The organism is Streptomyces sp. NPDC107559 (genome assembly GCF_055657365.1).
In genome coordinates this window covers 195564-210533 of record NZ_JBVKBD010000008.1, presented here as the reverse complement: position 1 = coordinate 210533, position 14970 = coordinate 195564, and the positions used below count along the sequence as shown (strand labels likewise).

The 14970-nt window shown below is 69.6% G+C and carries 14 protein-coding genes and 1 pseudogene; 6 read left to right on the top strand and 9 right to left on the bottom strand.

Going from position 1 to position 14970, the window contains the following annotated elements; all coding sequences use genetic code 11:
• Nucleotides 1-14 precede the first annotated feature (14 nt).
• Nucleotides 15-812, bottom strand: coding sequence for a maleylpyruvate isomerase family mycothiol-dependent enzyme (locus ACZ7OY_RS24320; RefSeq protein ID WP_471913304.1), 798 nt, complete (start codon nucleotides 810-812; stop codon nucleotides 15-17).
• A gap of 359 nt (nucleotides 813-1171) precedes the next feature.
• On the opposite strand from ACZ7OY_RS24320, the gene ACZ7OY_RS24315 reads away from it, so the two are divergent.
• Nucleotides 1172-1630 carry a hypothetical protein gene (locus ACZ7OY_RS24315; RefSeq protein WP_471913303.1) on the top strand — a complete coding sequence of 153 codons (459 nt, stop codon included), beginning with the start codon at nucleotides 1172-1174 and terminating at the stop codon, nucleotides 1628-1630.
• A gap of 33 nt (nucleotides 1631-1663) precedes the next feature.
• Here ACZ7OY_RS24315 and ACZ7OY_RS24310 read toward each other — a convergent pair whose 3' ends face one another.
• The 4 genes from ACZ7OY_RS24310 to ACZ7OY_RS24295 all read right to left on the bottom strand — a co-directional run bounded on the left by ACZ7OY_RS24310 (nucleotide 1664) and on the right by ACZ7OY_RS24295 (nucleotide 7046).
• Nucleotides 1664-3442, bottom strand: a complete 1779-nt coding sequence (locus ACZ7OY_RS24310) for an MOSC domain-containing protein (RefSeq protein WP_471913302.1) — start codon at nucleotides 3440-3442, stop codon at nucleotides 1664-1666.
• 104 nt (nucleotides 3443-3546) lie between these two features.
• Nucleotides 3547-4413, bottom strand: a complete 867-nt coding sequence (locus ACZ7OY_RS24305; RefSeq protein WP_471913301.1) for an alpha/beta fold hydrolase — start codon at nucleotides 4411-4413, stop codon at nucleotides 3547-3549.
• A 422-nt stretch (nucleotides 4414-4835) separates the two neighbouring features.
• On the bottom strand, nucleotides 4836-5603 hold the full coding sequence (locus ACZ7OY_RS24300) for a ZIP family metal transporter (protein WP_471913300.1): 768 nt from the start codon (nucleotides 5601-5603) through the stop codon (nucleotides 4836-4838).
• A gap of 12 nt (nucleotides 5604-5615) precedes the next feature.
• Nucleotides 5616-7046 (bottom strand): selenium-binding protein SBP56-related protein, encoded by a 1431-nt coding sequence (locus tag ACZ7OY_RS24295; RefSeq protein ID WP_471913299.1) that lies wholly within the window; start codon nucleotides 7044-7046, stop codon nucleotides 5616-5618.
• Between the two features lie 696 nt (nucleotides 7047-7742).
• Here ACZ7OY_RS24295 and ACZ7OY_RS24290 point away from each other — a divergent pair.
• From ACZ7OY_RS24290 to ACZ7OY_RS24275, 4 genes and pseudogenes are all read left to right on the top strand, one after another.
• The gene (locus tag ACZ7OY_RS24290; protein WP_471913298.1) at nucleotides 7743-8966 is read left to right on the top strand and encodes an RNA-guided endonuclease InsQ/TnpB family protein; all 1224 of its coding nucleotides are present in this window, start codon (nucleotides 7743-7745) and stop codon (nucleotides 8964-8966) included.
• A 75-nt stretch (nucleotides 8967-9041) separates the two neighbouring features.
• Nucleotides 9042-9467: a nuclear transport factor 2 family protein gene (locus ACZ7OY_RS24285; RefSeq protein ID WP_471913297.1), complete on the top strand. Its 426-nt coding sequence runs from the start codon at nucleotides 9042-9044 to the stop codon at nucleotides 9465-9467.
• Between the two features lie 156 nt (nucleotides 9468-9623).
• Nucleotides 9624-9929, top strand: coding sequence for a TlpA family protein disulfide reductase (locus ACZ7OY_RS24280; protein ID WP_471913296.1), 306 nt, complete (start codon nucleotides 9624-9626; stop codon nucleotides 9927-9929).
• 8 nt (nucleotides 9930-9937) lie between these two features.
• Nucleotides 9938-10133: pseudogene (locus tag ACZ7OY_RS24275) on the top strand (hypothetical protein); the annotation flags it as partial.
• On the opposite strand, the gene ACZ7OY_RS24270 reads toward ACZ7OY_RS24275, so the two are convergent.
• The 3 genes from ACZ7OY_RS24270 to ACZ7OY_RS24260 form a co-directional block, all read right to left on the bottom strand.
• A complete protein-coding gene (locus ACZ7OY_RS24270; protein ID WP_471913295.1) occupies nucleotides 10120-11148 on the bottom strand; it encodes an isopenicillin N synthase family dioxygenase in 1029 nt (342 codons plus the stop codon). The pseudogene ACZ7OY_RS24275 and the gene ACZ7OY_RS24270 sit on opposite strands and share 14 nt — an antisense overlap.
• Before the next feature lie 577 nt (nucleotides 11149-11725).
• Nucleotides 11726-12712, bottom strand: coding sequence for an NAD-dependent epimerase/dehydratase family protein (locus ACZ7OY_RS24265; RefSeq protein WP_471913294.1), 987 nt, complete (start codon nucleotides 12710-12712; stop codon nucleotides 11726-11728).
• A 41-nt stretch (nucleotides 12713-12753) separates the two neighbouring features.
• Nucleotides 12754-12963, bottom strand: coding sequence for a hypothetical protein (locus tag ACZ7OY_RS24260; protein ID WP_471913293.1), 210 nt, complete (start codon nucleotides 12961-12963; stop codon nucleotides 12754-12756).
• 719 nt (nucleotides 12964-13682) lie between these two features.
• Here ACZ7OY_RS24260 and ACZ7OY_RS24255 point away from each other — a divergent pair.
• Nucleotides 13683-14549: a hypothetical protein gene (locus ACZ7OY_RS24255; RefSeq protein ID WP_471913292.1), complete on the top strand. Its 867-nt coding sequence runs from the start codon at nucleotides 13683-13685 to the stop codon at nucleotides 14547-14549.
• A 74-nt stretch (nucleotides 14550-14623) separates the two neighbouring features.
• Here ACZ7OY_RS24255 and ACZ7OY_RS24250 read toward each other — a convergent pair whose 3' ends face one another.
• Complete coding sequence (locus ACZ7OY_RS24250; RefSeq protein WP_471913291.1) at nucleotides 14624-14878, bottom strand: hypothetical protein; 255 nt, start codon at nucleotides 14876-14878, stop codon at nucleotides 14624-14626.
• Nucleotides 14879-14970 lie beyond the last annotated feature (92 nt).

Here is a 14970-nt window from a genome sequence, read left to right as displayed (position 1 = left end):
CTACAGCACCCGTCCTACTCCTCCGGTTCCCACGCACGGAGCAGGTCGAACAAACCTGCGTCTCCCTCGATCTGCAGGGAGTCCGCCGGGATACGGTCGTACACGAAGAGAACCAGTTCACTGGCCGTACCGCGAACGGAGACGCCAGCCGCGTTCGGGCCCTCGTCGGCAGCGGCGACAGACGTCGTGCCGGGCGTGGGGATACGGGTGGAGCGGGCGCCGTCGCCGTCGACCGTGAGGCGCCAGGAGTGGCCCTCGGTGGCGTGGAAGTCGAAGGCAGTGGGCTTGTGCGGCCAGGCACTCGTCGTTGCGACGCAGGTGTACAGGAACTCCTCGACGCCGTCGAGTGCCACCTCGTCCGGCAGCGGCTCCGGGGCACCCAGAGTGACCTGGGCGTCATAGGTGTGCACCGTGATCTGCTGGAGCTGGTGCCGGGCGACGGCGCCACAGGTCTGCGGCGACTGGGACGCACCCCACCACGTCCAGCAGCCGCGATCCGGGCCGGCCTCCCGCAATGCGTCCAGCAGTTGCTCCATGGACTCCGCCAACCAGGCCAGCAGGGCCTCGCGTTCCCGAGGCGCGTCCGGGGCGCCCTCCGCTGCGGACTTGGCCGGAGCGGGCCCTGCGGCGACGGTGGCGGCCCAGGCGCGGCGCCCCTCGCCGATGTGCTGCGCCAGATCGAACAGCGTCCACTCGGGGCAGGTCGGCACCTGCACGTCGAGACTGCGCGCGGAGGCGACCGCGGCGCGGAAGGCAGTCGACCGTTCGTCGATCAGTCGCAGCAGAACGGGGAACGCAAGTGTTGTTGTCACATGGACTCTCTATCACCGTGTTCCGACAATCGGACAATGATTTTCACAGCCGAGGCGGCGGGCGCGCGGCACGGGTCGGGCGCCCTCGGATGACGCCGTATCCACATTCCGACGATCAGTGCGTCACGCAACGCCGCACCGGCAAGGCCTCGTTGGCCGCCTCAGCTGTCAACGATGACCGCCCGTTTGATACCGACAGCTCCGGCTCCGACACCGACTCCGGCACCCAACACCCGGGCGCATCTGCGCAGAGCAGGACAACGGAGCACCGCCCAGACAGCCCCACAACATCCGTGATCCGAGTGGCCCGCCGCCTGCACCCGTTTGAAGCGAGGACAGCGGCGGGGACCGCCTGGAACATGATCCGAACCATCATGCGCGGCTGCGCAGCGGGAGCCGCGGGCACAACTGCTCTGAACGCCGTGTCCTATGCCGACATGGCGTTGCGCGGCAGACCCTCCAGCACCGTCCCGGAAAACCTGGTGGACACCGTCACCACCCGGGCAGGGCATCCGCTCCGGGACTCGGCCACCAAGGACAACCGGCTCACCGGCCTCGCAGCACTGACCGGGATCGCCCTGGGAAGCGGCATGGGCGTCGCCGTATCACTCCTGCACCGCACAGGCACCCGAATGCCCCTGTGGCTGGGAGGAGTACTCACCGGAGCAGTCCTCATGGCTGTGGCCGACATCCCGATCGCCCGCCTCGGCCTCAGCGACCCCCGCACCTGGACAGCCGCCGACTGGACCTCGGACGTCGTACCCCACCTCGTCTACGGCCTCGTCACCTACAGCCTGGCCACCACCCACCACCCATAGCCATAGCCATAGCCCCCGATCAAACGACGTGGCTCACAGGTCCAGTACGACTTCTCCGGCGGGCCTGGAGCAGCAGATCAGGATGTTGCCCTCGCCCGGGGGCTCGACAGGGTCGGGCGAGTAGACGACCGACCCCGACATGAGCGCCAGTTCGCAGGTGTGGCAGACGCCGGTGCGACAGGACCACCGGACCGGTACGTCGCAGGCCTCGGCGAGCTCGAGCAACGACTCCTGGGCGTCGTTCCAGGGGACGTCGAGGCCGCTGCGGGCGAAGGACACCTGCGGGCCGGTGCCCGCGGGACCCGGGGGCTGGTGCGGCGCCGGTGCCGCCGCGGCGCCCTTGATCCCGGGTGTGAGGGCAGCGCCGGAGCCGAAGGTCTCGGTGTGGACGCGGGAGGCGGACAGGCCGTGGTCAACGAGGCCGGCGGTGACCGAGTCCATGAAGGTGGCCGGCCCGCACAGGTACGCGTCCGCGTCGGTCGGCAGGTCCAGCCGGCGGATGAGTTCGGCCGACACGTGCCCGGCTGCGGCGTAGTCGACGCCCAGCCGGTCGGCGCTGGTGGGTCTGCTGTAGTAGACGGCGGACCGTGCGTCGGGCAGTGCCGCTATCAGGTCGCGGGTTTCCTGGGCGAAGGGGTGCTCGGTGCCGTTGCGGGCTCCGTGCAGCCACCACACCTGCCGGGTGGAGCGGTCGCGGGCGAGGGTGTGCAGCATGGCCAGGACCGGGGTCGCGCCGACCCCGGCGGAGAGCAGCACGACCGGGTTGGCTCCTTCGCCCAGGCAGAAGGTGCCGCGGGGCGCTGCGGCGTCCAGACGGTCGCCGACCCGGGTGTGGGCTCGCAGCTCGTTGCCGGCGGCGCCGTGGGGTTCGACCTTCACGCTGATCCGGTACGTGCCGGTACCCGGCGGGCCGGACAGCGAGTAGCTGCGGATGAGGGGCGGAGCGCCTCCTTCGGGCAGGACCTTGACGGTGATGAACTGGCCGGGCAGCGCGGCCGGGAGCGCGGTGCCGTCGGCGGCGGCCAGACGCAGGGAGAAGACGCTGTGGCTCTCGGGCTGGATGTGGGTGACGGTCAGGGGACGGAAACCGGGCCAGACAGGCGGTGGAGCGGTGGCCGCGGCGGAGAGCCCGGCGCTGCCGGAAGAACTCCCCGAGGTCCGCTCGCCGTCCTGCTCCAGGAGCGTCTTCATGGACCCCTGCCATCCCGGGCTGAGCGCGGGAATGCGCAGGGCCCGCTCGACCTGTTCGCGGGTGTGGCCGGGCAGGTAGAGCACGGCGTCGAGTTCTTCGACGGTCATGGCTTCCGGGCCGGAGGACACCTTGACGATCTCCTGCCCGGCCTCGACCTCGCCCTCCTCGATGACGCGCAGGTAAAAGCCGGGGCGGTGGTGAGCCACGAGCAGGGCCGCCATCCGGGGCTCGCCCATGCGCAGCCCCACCCGGTAGCAGGTGACCCGGGGTTGGGTGACCTCGAACAGGGCGGCGCCGATGCGGTAGCGGTCGCCGATGCAGACCTCGTCGTCGGGCAGACCCTCCACGGTGAAGTTCTCGCCGAACTGGCCCGGCGTCAGGTTCTCGCGCCCCAGTTCCTTCTCCCAGAACCGGTAGGAGTCCAACTGGTAGACCAGCACCGCGCGCTGCTCACCGCCGTGCCCGCCGAGATCTCCCTGGCCGTCTCCGTCGATGTTCAGCCGCCGCACTATCCGCGGCCCGGCCACCGTCCGCTTGTAGACGCCGGTGTACACGGTCCTGCCGTGCCAGGGGACGTCTTTCGGCATCCCGACATTCACCGCCACCAGTCTGGCCACCACGCCGCCTCCCTCGGACGCGCTTCCCGTGCCGCCGCATCGGGAAGCGCAGGTTCAACTGCCGCGGCCCGTCACGAACAGCCGGCGCGGGCGGATCCGGCCACCTCTCAGGTGAGGACGCGTCCGAGGAATCCGTGGATGTATCCGCTGATGGCGTCCAGGTGCGTCTCGAGGGCGAAGTGGCCGGCGGGCAGCAGGTGGACTTCGGCCTCGGGCAGATCGCGCAAGAACGCCCGCGCTCCGTCCGGCCCGAAGATCTCGTCCCGCTCGCCCCAGACCGCGAGCAGAGGCACCTGACTGGCTCGGAAGTACTCCTGCAGCTTCGGGTAGCCCTCGATGTTCGTGGGGTAGTCACGGAACAGGGCGAGCTGGACCTCGTCGTTGCCGGGCCGTTCCAGCAGGAGCTGGTCGAACATCCAGGTGTCGGGGCTGACGAGGCTGGTGTCGGACGCGCCGTTCTCGTACTGCCAACGGGTCGTGCCGGGACTGAACTTGGCCCGCGCACCCGGCTCTGTGGCACGGCTGGGATCGGTGGCATACGCGAACAGATCGTCCCAGAAGGGCTTGGTGAAACCCTCCATGTACGCGTTCCCGTTCTGCGAGATGATCGCGTTGACGTCGAAGGAGGGATCGAGCGCCAGGCGCCAGCCGATCGGCGCTCCGTAGTCGTGCACGTAGATGGCGAAGCGCCGAATGCCCAGATGATCGAGCAGCCCGGCGGTGACCCCTGCCAGGTTGTCGAAGGTGTAATCGAACTCGTCCACCTTGGGCATGGCCGAGTGGCCGAATCCGATGTGGTCGGTGGCGATCACGTGATAGTCATCGGCCAGTGCGGGGACGAGATGGCGGAACATGTGCGAACTGCTCGGGAATCCGTGGAGCAGCAACACGACCGGCGCATCGCCGGGACCTGCTTCTCGGTAGAAGACCTTTTGCCCTTTGATGGTCGCTGACTTGTGTCGCGTGGGAAGCACATCGACCTCCTGCACCCTCCGGCGCTGAAATGCGTCAGATCCACCCACGTGCCGGTTCGATGACTTCGGCCAGGGGCGGCCGTCGCGGAGCCCGGCGCAGGCTTCCCCTGCCCGGCGTCCTGGCCCGACGGTATGTGACGAATTCTCCCACTCACCACGCTAGTCCTGACCCTCAGGAAGGACAACGCGACTGAACCACACCGGGGAACTCACGGGTCGCGAGGAGCACTCGACACGGCTCGTCCCGCAACTCAGGATCCAGCGCCGTCCACTGCGCGGGCCCAGCGGCGGTTGTACTCGTCAGGGTCGGCCCGAGCGGCGCTGAGGGTGGTTTCGAACAGGCTCTGCAGTCGTGGTGAGTACGCCTGACGTGACACGGGGGGTTCCCGCGACCTTCATGGCCTTCGTGTGGCAGGTCGCGTTCAGCGGTTGACCGTCCCGACAAAGACGGAGAGCGCGGTGAGGACGGCCGCGAGAGTCATCGCCATCGCAGCCGGCACCCCGAGAATTCGCCGGTCCGCGGGCCGCTGCCGCTGGGCGAGTGTGAGCGCCACCCACGCCGCCTGCGCGAGTACGCCGCCGACGGAGGCGAGCAGCAACGGCATGATGCCGTCCGGAATGGGCACCGCGCTCGCCACGAAGGCTCCCGCGACCAGGCCCAGGCAAGCCAGCCCGATCCACGGTGCCACACGCCGCCTCGGTTGGGCCCCCAGCAGAGCGGCCAACGCCAGGCCCTCGCTGGCCGCGTGCACGAGGAGCGCCGCCACCACGGCGGCCGAGGCGGTCAGCGCCAAGGTCGCCCCCTCCAGGAAGCGGTGCAGAGCGAGCCCTGATGCCGCGCCGACGCCGCCCGCGCGACCTGGCTTGCACGGGCAGCCGATACGGACCACTGCACCCATCACCCCGTACGAGGCGAGCGCGGTGACCGGCACCGCCCACAGGGGCACGCCGGCCTCATGGGCCTCGTCCCACGCGTCGGGCAGAAGGTCGAGCACCGCGATGCTCAGCAATATCCCCGACGCGGCGGCCAGCAGAAGCACCGACCGGCCGGATCCGCGCCGCGCCAGCCAGGCGCCCACCACAGTGGCCACAGCCACCAGAGCCACGGCCGCCAGCGTTTCGGTGGAGGGCAGCTGCCACCCGGTTGTGTCGTCAGTGTGCGCGCCCGCTGCGTAAAGCACGGAGGTCATGTCCCCAGGCGGTCAGCTGCGGTAACAGTACGAATCCGAGGAGGCGTCGCCGCCTTGCAGGCGCGTCTGGTGCACGCGCAGGCCCAGGAAGTCCGGGCCGTGCGGGTAGAAGCGGCTGTCGGCAACGAGCCCGCCGTGCGAGGTGTCGGCGTCGAGTTTGACCATCCACGGGTCGATGCCTGCGGGATACACCTGCGCGTCCCAGGCGCTGTACAAGGAGTTCGTCACGTACACGCGCCGCCCGTCACGGCTGAGCTCGACCATCTGCGTTCCGCCGGTCAGCGGAGTGTCCGGCTCGGCGGGATGCGGCTGTCGGCTGACGACGCCGCCAAGGCGCACGGACGCGGTCGGCCTCGGATGGAACGGGTCGCTCACGTCGTACTGATGCAGATCGCCGGTTCCCCATGCGGATACGTACAGCCACTGGTCGTCCACCGACAGGTCGATGTCGGTGATGAGCGGGGGAACGGCGCCGAACGGCTGCAGCGCCGGAGGCAGGTCCTCCGTCTGCGCGGGCTCGGCGGGGATGGTGATCACCTTGCGGACCACGAAGTCCTCGCCCTCCCGGTTCCACAGCCACACCGACGCCGACAGGTCCTCGACGTTGACCACGGTGTTCGTGAACCCCCACGTTGCCTCGGGGTCGTGCGCGGGACGCAGCTCCAGCACCATCTGGTTCTCGTCCCCCAGATCGACGCGCTGCAGGTGCCGACCGCAGTCCAGCTCCCAGAAGTGCAGCGAGTGGCCGTACTGGCGATCCAGCAGCAGTTCGGGGACGAGACCGTCCTCGTACATCGTGGGGGTGCCCCATTCGCTGGTCACGGCGACGTTCTGGCGCAGATGCCACCACAGGTCGTAGGCGAGCCGCTGCGGTCCGCGGTCGCTCTCCCAGGCGCGCAGCACGTCGAAGCTTTCGTGGTCCAGCAGCGCGACGCCGCCGGGCCCGTCGGCACCGTCCGCGCCGCCCAGGCAGGACAGGAACACCCCGTCGGGACCGCAGTGGAGTGTGTGCGGGCGCGAGTATTCGGCCTTGGCGGCCAACTCCTCGGACTCGACCACCTTGACGAGGCGCGGGCGGACGGGATCGGGGTCTGTGTCGAGGATGTGCAGCCGGGAAGAGCGTATTCCCGGGACGATGAGGTAGCGCCGCACGGCGTGATCATGACCGGCATGGGCCAGCGCGCTCGAGCAGGCGTTCCAGCCGAAGTGGTGCAGCTCGTCACCCAGGCCGGGCAGCTCGGTATGGGAGATCACTCGGCCGTATTCGGCGGATTCGGGGTCGGTGCCGACGGTGAACAACGCGTCCGCGCGCTGTGCGGTCGGGTCGAAACCGACCACATAGGCGAGCTTCTCCGGGGGCGCGGCGACGGCATCCGCCGGAGTTCGGTACAAGGTGGGGTCACCGTGGCCATCGCGGTCGTGAGCGTGCTCGGTCGTCCTCATGGCTGTTCCTTACTCCCGAACGGGAGCCTGGATCCGGGGACTTCCGACAGGCAGCCGGACTCAACCGTTCGGGATCGACGTCCCGAGGCGGGACACATATGCCATAAAACGAGCGTTTCACAGTCCCGGAACCCTGCCAAGCCGACAACGTGGGGGCGCGGCTCGCTTTCGGCACGCCCGAGCGCCCGAGCGCCCGAGGAAGACGGCGCCGAACGAAGCCGAGCCTTCCGGCCGCCTTGCCATTCGCCGAACTCGATCATCCAAAGGGAGGACCTGGCAGCCCAGGCCCGGCTAGCTCCGGTCGGCTGGGGCCCGGAGCGCCTAGGCTGTCACCGCTACCGGAATTCATTCGCAGTGCATCGGCCTTCAGGCCGGTGGTGAGGCGAATCCGATGGTCGCGACGCCGAGCGTCGCGCATTCAGGTCCGGCGGAGTCGGACACCGCAGTTCTTCGGGCTGCGGCGCGGAGCGTCGGCAGGGCTGGTCCCGGCGAAGCCGCGCGGTGCTCATGCCGGCCGGTGGTCTGCTGTCCGAGGTGCTGCCGGCCCGCCTCCATCCGTCTCACGCGGCCATCGGTGAATACCCCGTGCCGAAACCCGGTAGCGGAGACCAGGAGCACATGCGTCCCGCAAGCACCGTGCCGACCGGTTTCGGTCTCCGGCATATCAACCCGTCCCGCGTGCGTAGGGTGACGGACATGCAGCTGAGGTACAGCTTCCGCCTGTACCCGGACACCGCCCAGCAGACGGCGCTGGCGAAAGCGTTCGGGTGCGCCCGCGTCGTGTTCAACGACGCGGTCCGCGCCCGTGAGGACGCCCGCAAGGCCGGGCTGCCGTTCCCGACGGCCGGTCAGCTGTCCACGCGCCTGATCACCGTGGCCAAACGGACTGCGGAGCGGTCCTGGCTGGGTGAGGTCTCCTCGGTGGTGCTCCAGCAGTCCCTTCGGGATGCCGAGACCGCGTACCGCAACTTCTTCGCCTCGCTCAAAGGCACCCGCAAGGGCCCCCGAATCGGTGCGCCCCGGTTCAAGTCCCGCAAGGACAACCGGCAGTCGATCCGGTTCACCGCCAACGCCCGCTGGTCCATCACCGGCAGCGGACGGCTGAGCCTCCCGAAGATCGGCGCGGTCAGGGTGAAGTGGTCCCGCACCCTGCCCAGCGCCCCTTCCTCGGTCACCGTGATCAAGGACGCGGCGGGACGGTACTTCGCGTCCTTCGTGATCGACACCGACCTTGCCGCCGACGCGGCACGGATGCCCGACACCGATCGCACCGTCGGCATCGATCTCGGCCTCACCCATTTCGCGGTCCTGTCCGACGGCACGAAGATCGACTCCCCACGCTTCCTGCGGCGCGCGGAGAAGAAACTGAAGAAGGCCCAGCGGGAGCTGTCCCGCAAAGAGAAGGGGTCCAGGAACCGGGCCAAGGGCCGCCTGAAGGTCGCCCGCGCCCACGCGAAGGTCGCTGATGCTCGCCGTGAGTTCCACCACCAGCTCTCCACCAGGCTGATCTCCGAGAACCAAGGGATCGGTGTGGAGGACCTGTCGGTGGCGGGACTGGCCCGTACAAGGCTGGCCAAGTCCGTACACGACGCGGGCTGGGCATCGTTCATCAGCATGCTGGAATACAAGGCAGCACGGTACGGCCGCACCCTGGTCAGGATCGGCCGGTTCGAGCCCACCTCCCAGACCTGCTCCGCCTGTGGCGTCAAGGACGGACCCAAACCCCTGCACGTCCGGGAATGGACCTGCACCGCCTGCAGCACCCTCCACGACCGCGACCACAACGCCGCACTCAACATCAAGGCGGCCGCCGGACTGGCGGCAACAGCCTGCGGAGCGCCGGTAAGACCAGGACTCGTCCCGGCGCAGCGCGAAGAAACAGGAAGCCACGGAATCCCCGCTGGCAGCTGCGCCGCGTAGCGGCACAGCATCCGGCAGAGAAGGCCAGAATCCTCGGGCTTCAACCCGAGGAGCAAGTCAAGGAAAGGCAGTGTCATGGATGATGTGGATACTGACTCCCGGACCAGGGCTGCGGTCGAGGAGCATTGGCGGGCCTCGGAACGCGGGGACACGGAAGCCGAGCACGCCATCTACGCCACGGACGCGATCCTGGACTACCCGCAGTCGGGCGAGCGGTTCCGGGGCCGAGCGGCGATCTCGGCGCAACGCGGCGGACACCCGGCCGACCGGCATTTCGCCGTCCAGCGGATCACCGGCCATGCGAATCTGTGGGTGAGTGAATGTCTCATCACCTACGACGGTGTGCCTTCGTACTCGGTGAGCATCATGGAATTCGCCGACCAGCAGGTGGTGCACGAGACGCAGTACTTCGCCGGCTCCTTCGGCGTGCCGGCCTGGCGGGCCGCGCTCGCGGAGCCGATGCCGGGCCGAACTCTTGGGCTGCTCGGGCCGGCCGGGTGACGAGCCCGTCTGCTGTGCTGCGCTGCAACCTCGTGTGCGACCTGGCCACGCCGCTGGTGGCGTTCGAACGCGGGGCGCGGGAAGGGGAGGTCCGGGCTGGTACGGGTCCGACGCGACGGCAGGCTACGTGACGCGGGCCAGGGCGACGGGCTGCGCTTGTCCTCTCGCGAGCTGGGCGTGACGCTCGGCGAGCGGGCGACGCTGGTGCAGTTCTCGACGGCCCTCTGTGCCACCTGCCCCGGTACCCGCCGTCTGCTGGCCGGTGTGGCCGACGGAACTCCCGGTGTACGCCACGTGGAGATCGACGCCGAGACACGGCTCAAACTGGTCCGGCGCTTCGACGTCATGCGTACACCGACCGTACTCGTCCTCGACCGCACCGGTCGTGTTGTCCGCCGCGCCTCCGGCGCGCCGACGCAGGCCGACGTGGTGTCGGTGGTGGAACTGGCAGCAGCAGTCTGAGGGAGCGGGCCCGCACGGCCGGCTGGTCCGCGCACATCCTGGAACAGGAGCGCACCGGCCGTCCGGCCCGCCCCTCCGCCCATTCCAGCGGCCCGGGGACGCGTAGCCCCCCGGGCGATCGAGGGCTACGCGGACATCGCCCGCCAGGGTTTCGCTCAGGACGTCGCCCATCAGGCGAGGACGAGCGCGATCACGCGGGGCTGAGCAGCTCCGCGTGATGCCGCTCCGCGACGAGCGGATGCGCCCGCACCTTGCCCTTCAGCTCGTTGAAACCGTACTCGGCGAACAGGGGATTGGCCGGATCGTCGGTCACGCCGGGGGCGGCGGAGGCGTGCGGGAAGGGCAGCGGCTCCACGCGCGCGTCCAGCCGAGGGTTGTAGAAGAACGGCACGGAGAACCGCTCGACGGCGCTGGGCGGTGACACCACCCGGTGATTGGTGGCGACGAGATAGCCATTCGTGGCCACCTCCAGCAACTCCCCGAGATTGACGACAAAGGCACCGGGCAGCGGCGGCACATCGTGGAACAGCCCGTCCTCCCGCTGCACCTGAAGCCCACCCACCTGGTCCTGGAGCAGCAAGGTCAGGAACCCGTAGTCCTTGTGGGCTCCCACCCCCTGATCGGCCCCGTTCCCCGCATTCCCCGGATACCGCACCAGCTTCAGATGCGGATGTGCCCGCTCCCCGAAGACGGAGTCGTAGAAGTCGGCGCGCGCTCCGATCGAGGCGAGCAGTTCGTGCAGCAGCTTCTCGGCGACACCGCTGAGCCGCTCCACCCACCGCAGGGCGGCCACCCGCAGCTCGGGAAGCCCGGCCGGCCACTGGTTGGGCCCCTCCAGCCACCAGTACGCCGGTTCGCCGGGCCCCGGCACCCGCGCGGGCCGCTCGGCCCCGATGTCGAGCTGATCGCGCCAGTCCTGCCGCCCGCCGGTCCGCTCGTCCCCCGTCCTTGTGTATCCCCTGAAGTGGGGCGAGTTCACATTGTCGATCGCGAGCCGCTCGGCCTCCGTCAGGGCGAAGAACCGCCGCATGGCGGAAAGCAGGCCCTCGGTCTCCTCCTCGCTCACCCCGTGCCCCACGAGTTGGAAGAAGCCCACGTCATGGGCGGCACTGTGCAACTGGCTGTGCAACAGCGCCCGGGCCTGCGGCCCTCGGTCGGCGGCGGAGAGATCGATGATCGGCAATTGCCGGTACGACGGCTTCTCAGTCGTCTGGGTCACGTTCGTCATGGTGCATCCGCTGGGTATACGGGGTCCCGCACGCCCGCCATGGGTGAGCAGGCGCAGGGGTGCCAGGTGAGCAGAGAAGAGGAAACGCAGGCGGCTGTGAACCGCAAAAACGCAGAAGCGCAGAAGCGCAGAAGCGCAGAAGCGCGACCATGCGCAGAGAGGCCGGACGGCTCAGAGGGAGCGTCGACAGCCCATGCTCGTGACGCGGACGTAGTCCACGTGGCGGCGTCGAACGAGCGAAAGCATGTCCTCAGCGTACTGCCTGACCGAAGATCCGTATGTGGCACGCATCACGTACGGGAAACTTTGCGGAAGCGGACCCGGGAACGGGCCGGGAACGCAGACGACCCACGGTCGACCGGCGCTCCGGCAGGAACGGGGGTGCGTCCGTCCGCCGTGGCGCGCACCGCGTGGGCACACGGTCCGGGTGAGTCTTGCCCCATACGACGATCGGTCGCATCCGCCGACGCAACGTGACCTGCTTCACCTTCAGGGCACGGGCGTGATGCAGGATCCCCGGGCCTGACTCCGTCCGCGTCCGACCGTCCCAGCTCATCAGCAAAAGGAGTCAGCCGAGGGCGTCGAGCAACTCGCGCTCGCGCCGCGCGCTGAGGCCCGCGCGCCTTTCCCGGCCCAGCCCCTGCTCGCGTTCCCAGCGCAGCGTGTCAGCCAGCATCTCCGCCGTGGGCCGGTGACGCAGCCCCGCGGCGCGCGCCGCGGACCCGTCCCGGGCCGACCACCCTTCCCAGCCCGGCTCAACCAGCCACATCGCCAGCGATTCGGACCCCATGTACTGGGCCACGCCGTTGGCGAGCAGCCACGCCGCTTCGGCGGTGACCATCGGACCGGTGTGCCCGCCGGCGGCGCGGGACAGCTCGATCCACTCTTCGAACGGAACCACCGGGCCGACGGCGTTGTACGTGCCGGTGGTTCCCGTCTCCGCGGAATCGAGCAGCCAGGAGGTGAGGTCCCGCACGTCGACCACCTGGGTGGGCATGGCCGGTGTGTCGGGGACCAGCATCGGCCCTCGCGGATCGCGTGCGGCGCGGGCGACCCAGTAGCCGGAGCGCCCGCTGTGATCGCCCGGCCCGCCGATGAGCCCGGATCGAGCGATGAGGAGGCGGTCGCCCACAGCGGCCGTCGACGCCTGCTCGCAGGCGACCTTCGCCTCGCCGTACAAGTCGCGGTCGACCTCGCTCAGGTCGGTCGGGGCGAGCAGGGCCGCGGACTCGTCCGCCCCCGACGTGGCGTGCGAGGCGTAGACGTTGCCGGACGAGACGTACACCCAGTGTCCGGCCCTGCTGCCCAGCACGTCGAGCGCTCCACGAACGAAGCCCGGCTGCCATGACACCTCGACGACCGCGTCCCATACGCGGTCGAGCAGGGGCTCGTACGCCGACGGGTCGCGCCGGTCGGCGGCGACCAGGGTCGCCCCGTCCGAGACTTCTCCGCTCTCGCCACGCGCGAGACAGGTCACCCGATGGCCGCGTTCGATCGCCTGCCGCGAGAGCTCCCGAGCCACCCATGCCGTTCCGCCCAGAACCAAGATCTCCATACCGACACACAAGCACCGCGATCACCGTCCGGCCAGGCGGATTAGCTGACAGCAGACGGCCCGCCGAGGCGGTGGAGGTCCCGGCCGCCCTCGCCCGCACCCCTCGGCAGGGCATGACCGTCGCCACCAACAAGGCGATCGTGCTGCTGGAAGGCACCCTGCTGTCGATCGACCGCGTCGTCGCCGACCGAGCGGGCGGTGAACTCCTCCCACGACAGGATCCGAGCCGTCGGCGACAGGCCGCTGGGCATGCCGAACCTCCCCGAAGCGCGATGAGCCCCGCTGATTTCGTCGGGTCTTGCGAGAGCCAGGGCGACCCTGCGTTCGAGAGCCACCCAAGGAGGGACACCGCGGATGGCCGGCGGGACGCGCGGAGCCTGCGCCGGGCGATGTAAAGGCTTCCTTTCTACCTCACGTGCCGCCGGCGAGCCGACTGACGAGCAGCGTGACCGCCGAGTGGCCCACAGCCGCAGAATGCGCTGAAGGCGGCATCGTCCACACCGTCGACTCCGCCCTGAATCCGGGCGGGCCCAAACGGGCGCTGGAGAACGTTGAAGCCGCCCTCACTCACGCCGGCCCTACGGCACCGCAGGCGAAGCCCGCGGCTCACCGAGCAGCGGACCGGGGATCTGATGGGCCGGCTTGCTCCAGCAGGTGGGTGGCCTGCGGGTACTCCCGGTCAGATGCCGTATGCGGCCCGGCTCGTGACGGATGTCGGCTCGTCCGAGGGAAGTGTCGCGCTGGTGGTGTGAGTGCGGTCAGGTCCGTGCTCTCGCAACATTCGATCAGTGGCGGCGGCGCACCGAAAGGGTTTGTCACAGGGTCGGACGTCGATGATGATCACCTCATGACAACCAGAAAGGGCGATGCCGTCTAGGCGCCCCGCTCCCCTCTCCACCGCTCGCGCGCCGCCGACCGCCGCTCACCCCAGCGCCCGATGGCCGTGACCGCCCACCCAGGAGAGCCCGCCGTGCAGAAGACCGCCCTCGTTCCCTACGCCCACCTCCCCCGAGCACACCACGACCACCATGTCCTGACCAGCACCGTCGACGTCTTCGGCACCGCCCACTGGCTGCTCACCGAACGCGCTCCGCAGCCTGGCGGTGGTGTCCTGCCCTTCGACGCGCTGGTCGTCTCCGTCCGTCCGGACGGCAACGTCGAACTCACCGAGCTGAGCGCCGTGCGGGCCCGCTGGCCGCACCTGGACCGCCTGCCCGACGGCGGATTCGTCGTCGCCGCGTCTCGCACCCGCCGACAGGAGGACGCGAACCAGGTACAGGTTTTCGACACGCTCGGCCGCGAGACTTCGTCGTTCTCCGTCGGAGACGCCATCGAGCACCTGCTCGTGGACGAGGCCGACCAGATCTGGGTCGGGCACTTCGACGAGAACCCAGTTGGCATCCGCCGCTGGAGCACCACGGGCCGACTCACCTGGACCTCGGACGGCGCCCGCATCCCCGGCCTCTTCGACTGCTACGCCCTGAACGTGTCGGGCACCACCGCCTGGGCGTGCCCCTACACGGACTTCCCGCTCGTCGAGATACGCGCCGATCGCCCAGACCGGCCCGTCAGGGTGTGGGCGAACCGCGTACGAGGCGCCAAAGCGGTGGCCGTCCACGGCGAGCGGGTCGCTTTCTACGGCGGTTACGGCGAGGAGCGGGACCGACTCGCCCACGGAGAGCTCACCGAAACATCCGTCGAGCCGACGGACGTCGGCCTGCTCACGCTTGCCGACGGCCCTGTCCCCGGCCGCCGGCGGGTCGTCGGCCGAGGAAGCAGGATCTACGTCCTGGCCGAGCCGTACACCGTGTGGGGCGTGTTCGACCTCAGCGGCTGATACCCAGCCCCGGTCACCGACCATCCGGCGGCCGGTCCTGCAAGGAGCTTGCCGTCGGCGCGTGCCAGCGAGGATCAGACGGTCTTCGACCAGTTGATCGAAATCTGCCACGGGCAGGCCGACGTGGTGGTCGCTGCGGACCAGCGCCGGGCAGCCGTGTGGGCCTTGGCTGATGCCCTCCGGTACCACTCGGTTTGTTCTTGCAGTCGGTCGCGCAGACAGGTGTCCCGGCGGGTCTGGAAAGGTTTGGCCCGTCGGGTGCGCATCGCCGGGGTGATCTGGTCGCCGTCGGCGAGCGGCCGGGTGGAGAGCGGGTCTTGCCGGCCCATGGTGCACAGTTGCCGGAAGGGGTGGCGGCGTCCCTGACCAACCAGCCGCCGTACTGCTGACCGCACGAGAGGCAACGCCCGGGCGGACACCG

Excerpts from the sequence above, each read along its gene's own strand:
- ACZ7OY_RS24315 (WP_471913303.1), top strand. The coding sequence starts at position 1,172 with ATGATCCGAACCATCATGCGCGGCTGCGCAGCGGGAGCCGCGGGCACA.
- ACZ7OY_RS24290 (WP_471913298.1), top strand. The coding sequence starts at position 7,743 with ATGCAGCTGAGGTACAGCTTCCGCCTGTACCCGGACACCGCCCAGCAG.
- ACZ7OY_RS24300 (WP_471913300.1), bottom strand. The coding sequence starts at position 5,603 with ATGACCTCCGTGCTTTACGCAGCGGGCGCGCACACTGACGACACAACC.
- ACZ7OY_RS24265 (WP_471913294.1), bottom strand. The coding sequence starts at position 12,712 with ATGGAGATCTTGGTTCTGGGCGGAACGGCATGGGTGGCTCGGGAGCTC.
- ACZ7OY_RS24250 (WP_471913291.1), bottom strand. The coding sequence starts at position 14,878 with ATGGGCCGGCAAGACCCGCTCTCCACCCGGCCGCTCGCCGACGGCGAC.
- ACZ7OY_RS24295 (WP_471913299.1), bottom strand. The coding sequence starts at position 7,046 with ATGAGGACGACCGAGCACGCTCACGACCGCGATGGCCACGGTGACCCC.
- ACZ7OY_RS24285 (WP_471913297.1), top strand. The coding sequence starts at position 9,042 with ATGGATGATGTGGATACTGACTCCCGGACCAGGGCTGCGGTCGAGGAG.
- ACZ7OY_RS24260 (WP_471913293.1), bottom strand. The coding sequence starts at position 12,963 with ATGCCCAGCGGCCTGTCGCCGACGGCTCGGATCCTGTCGTGGGAGGAG.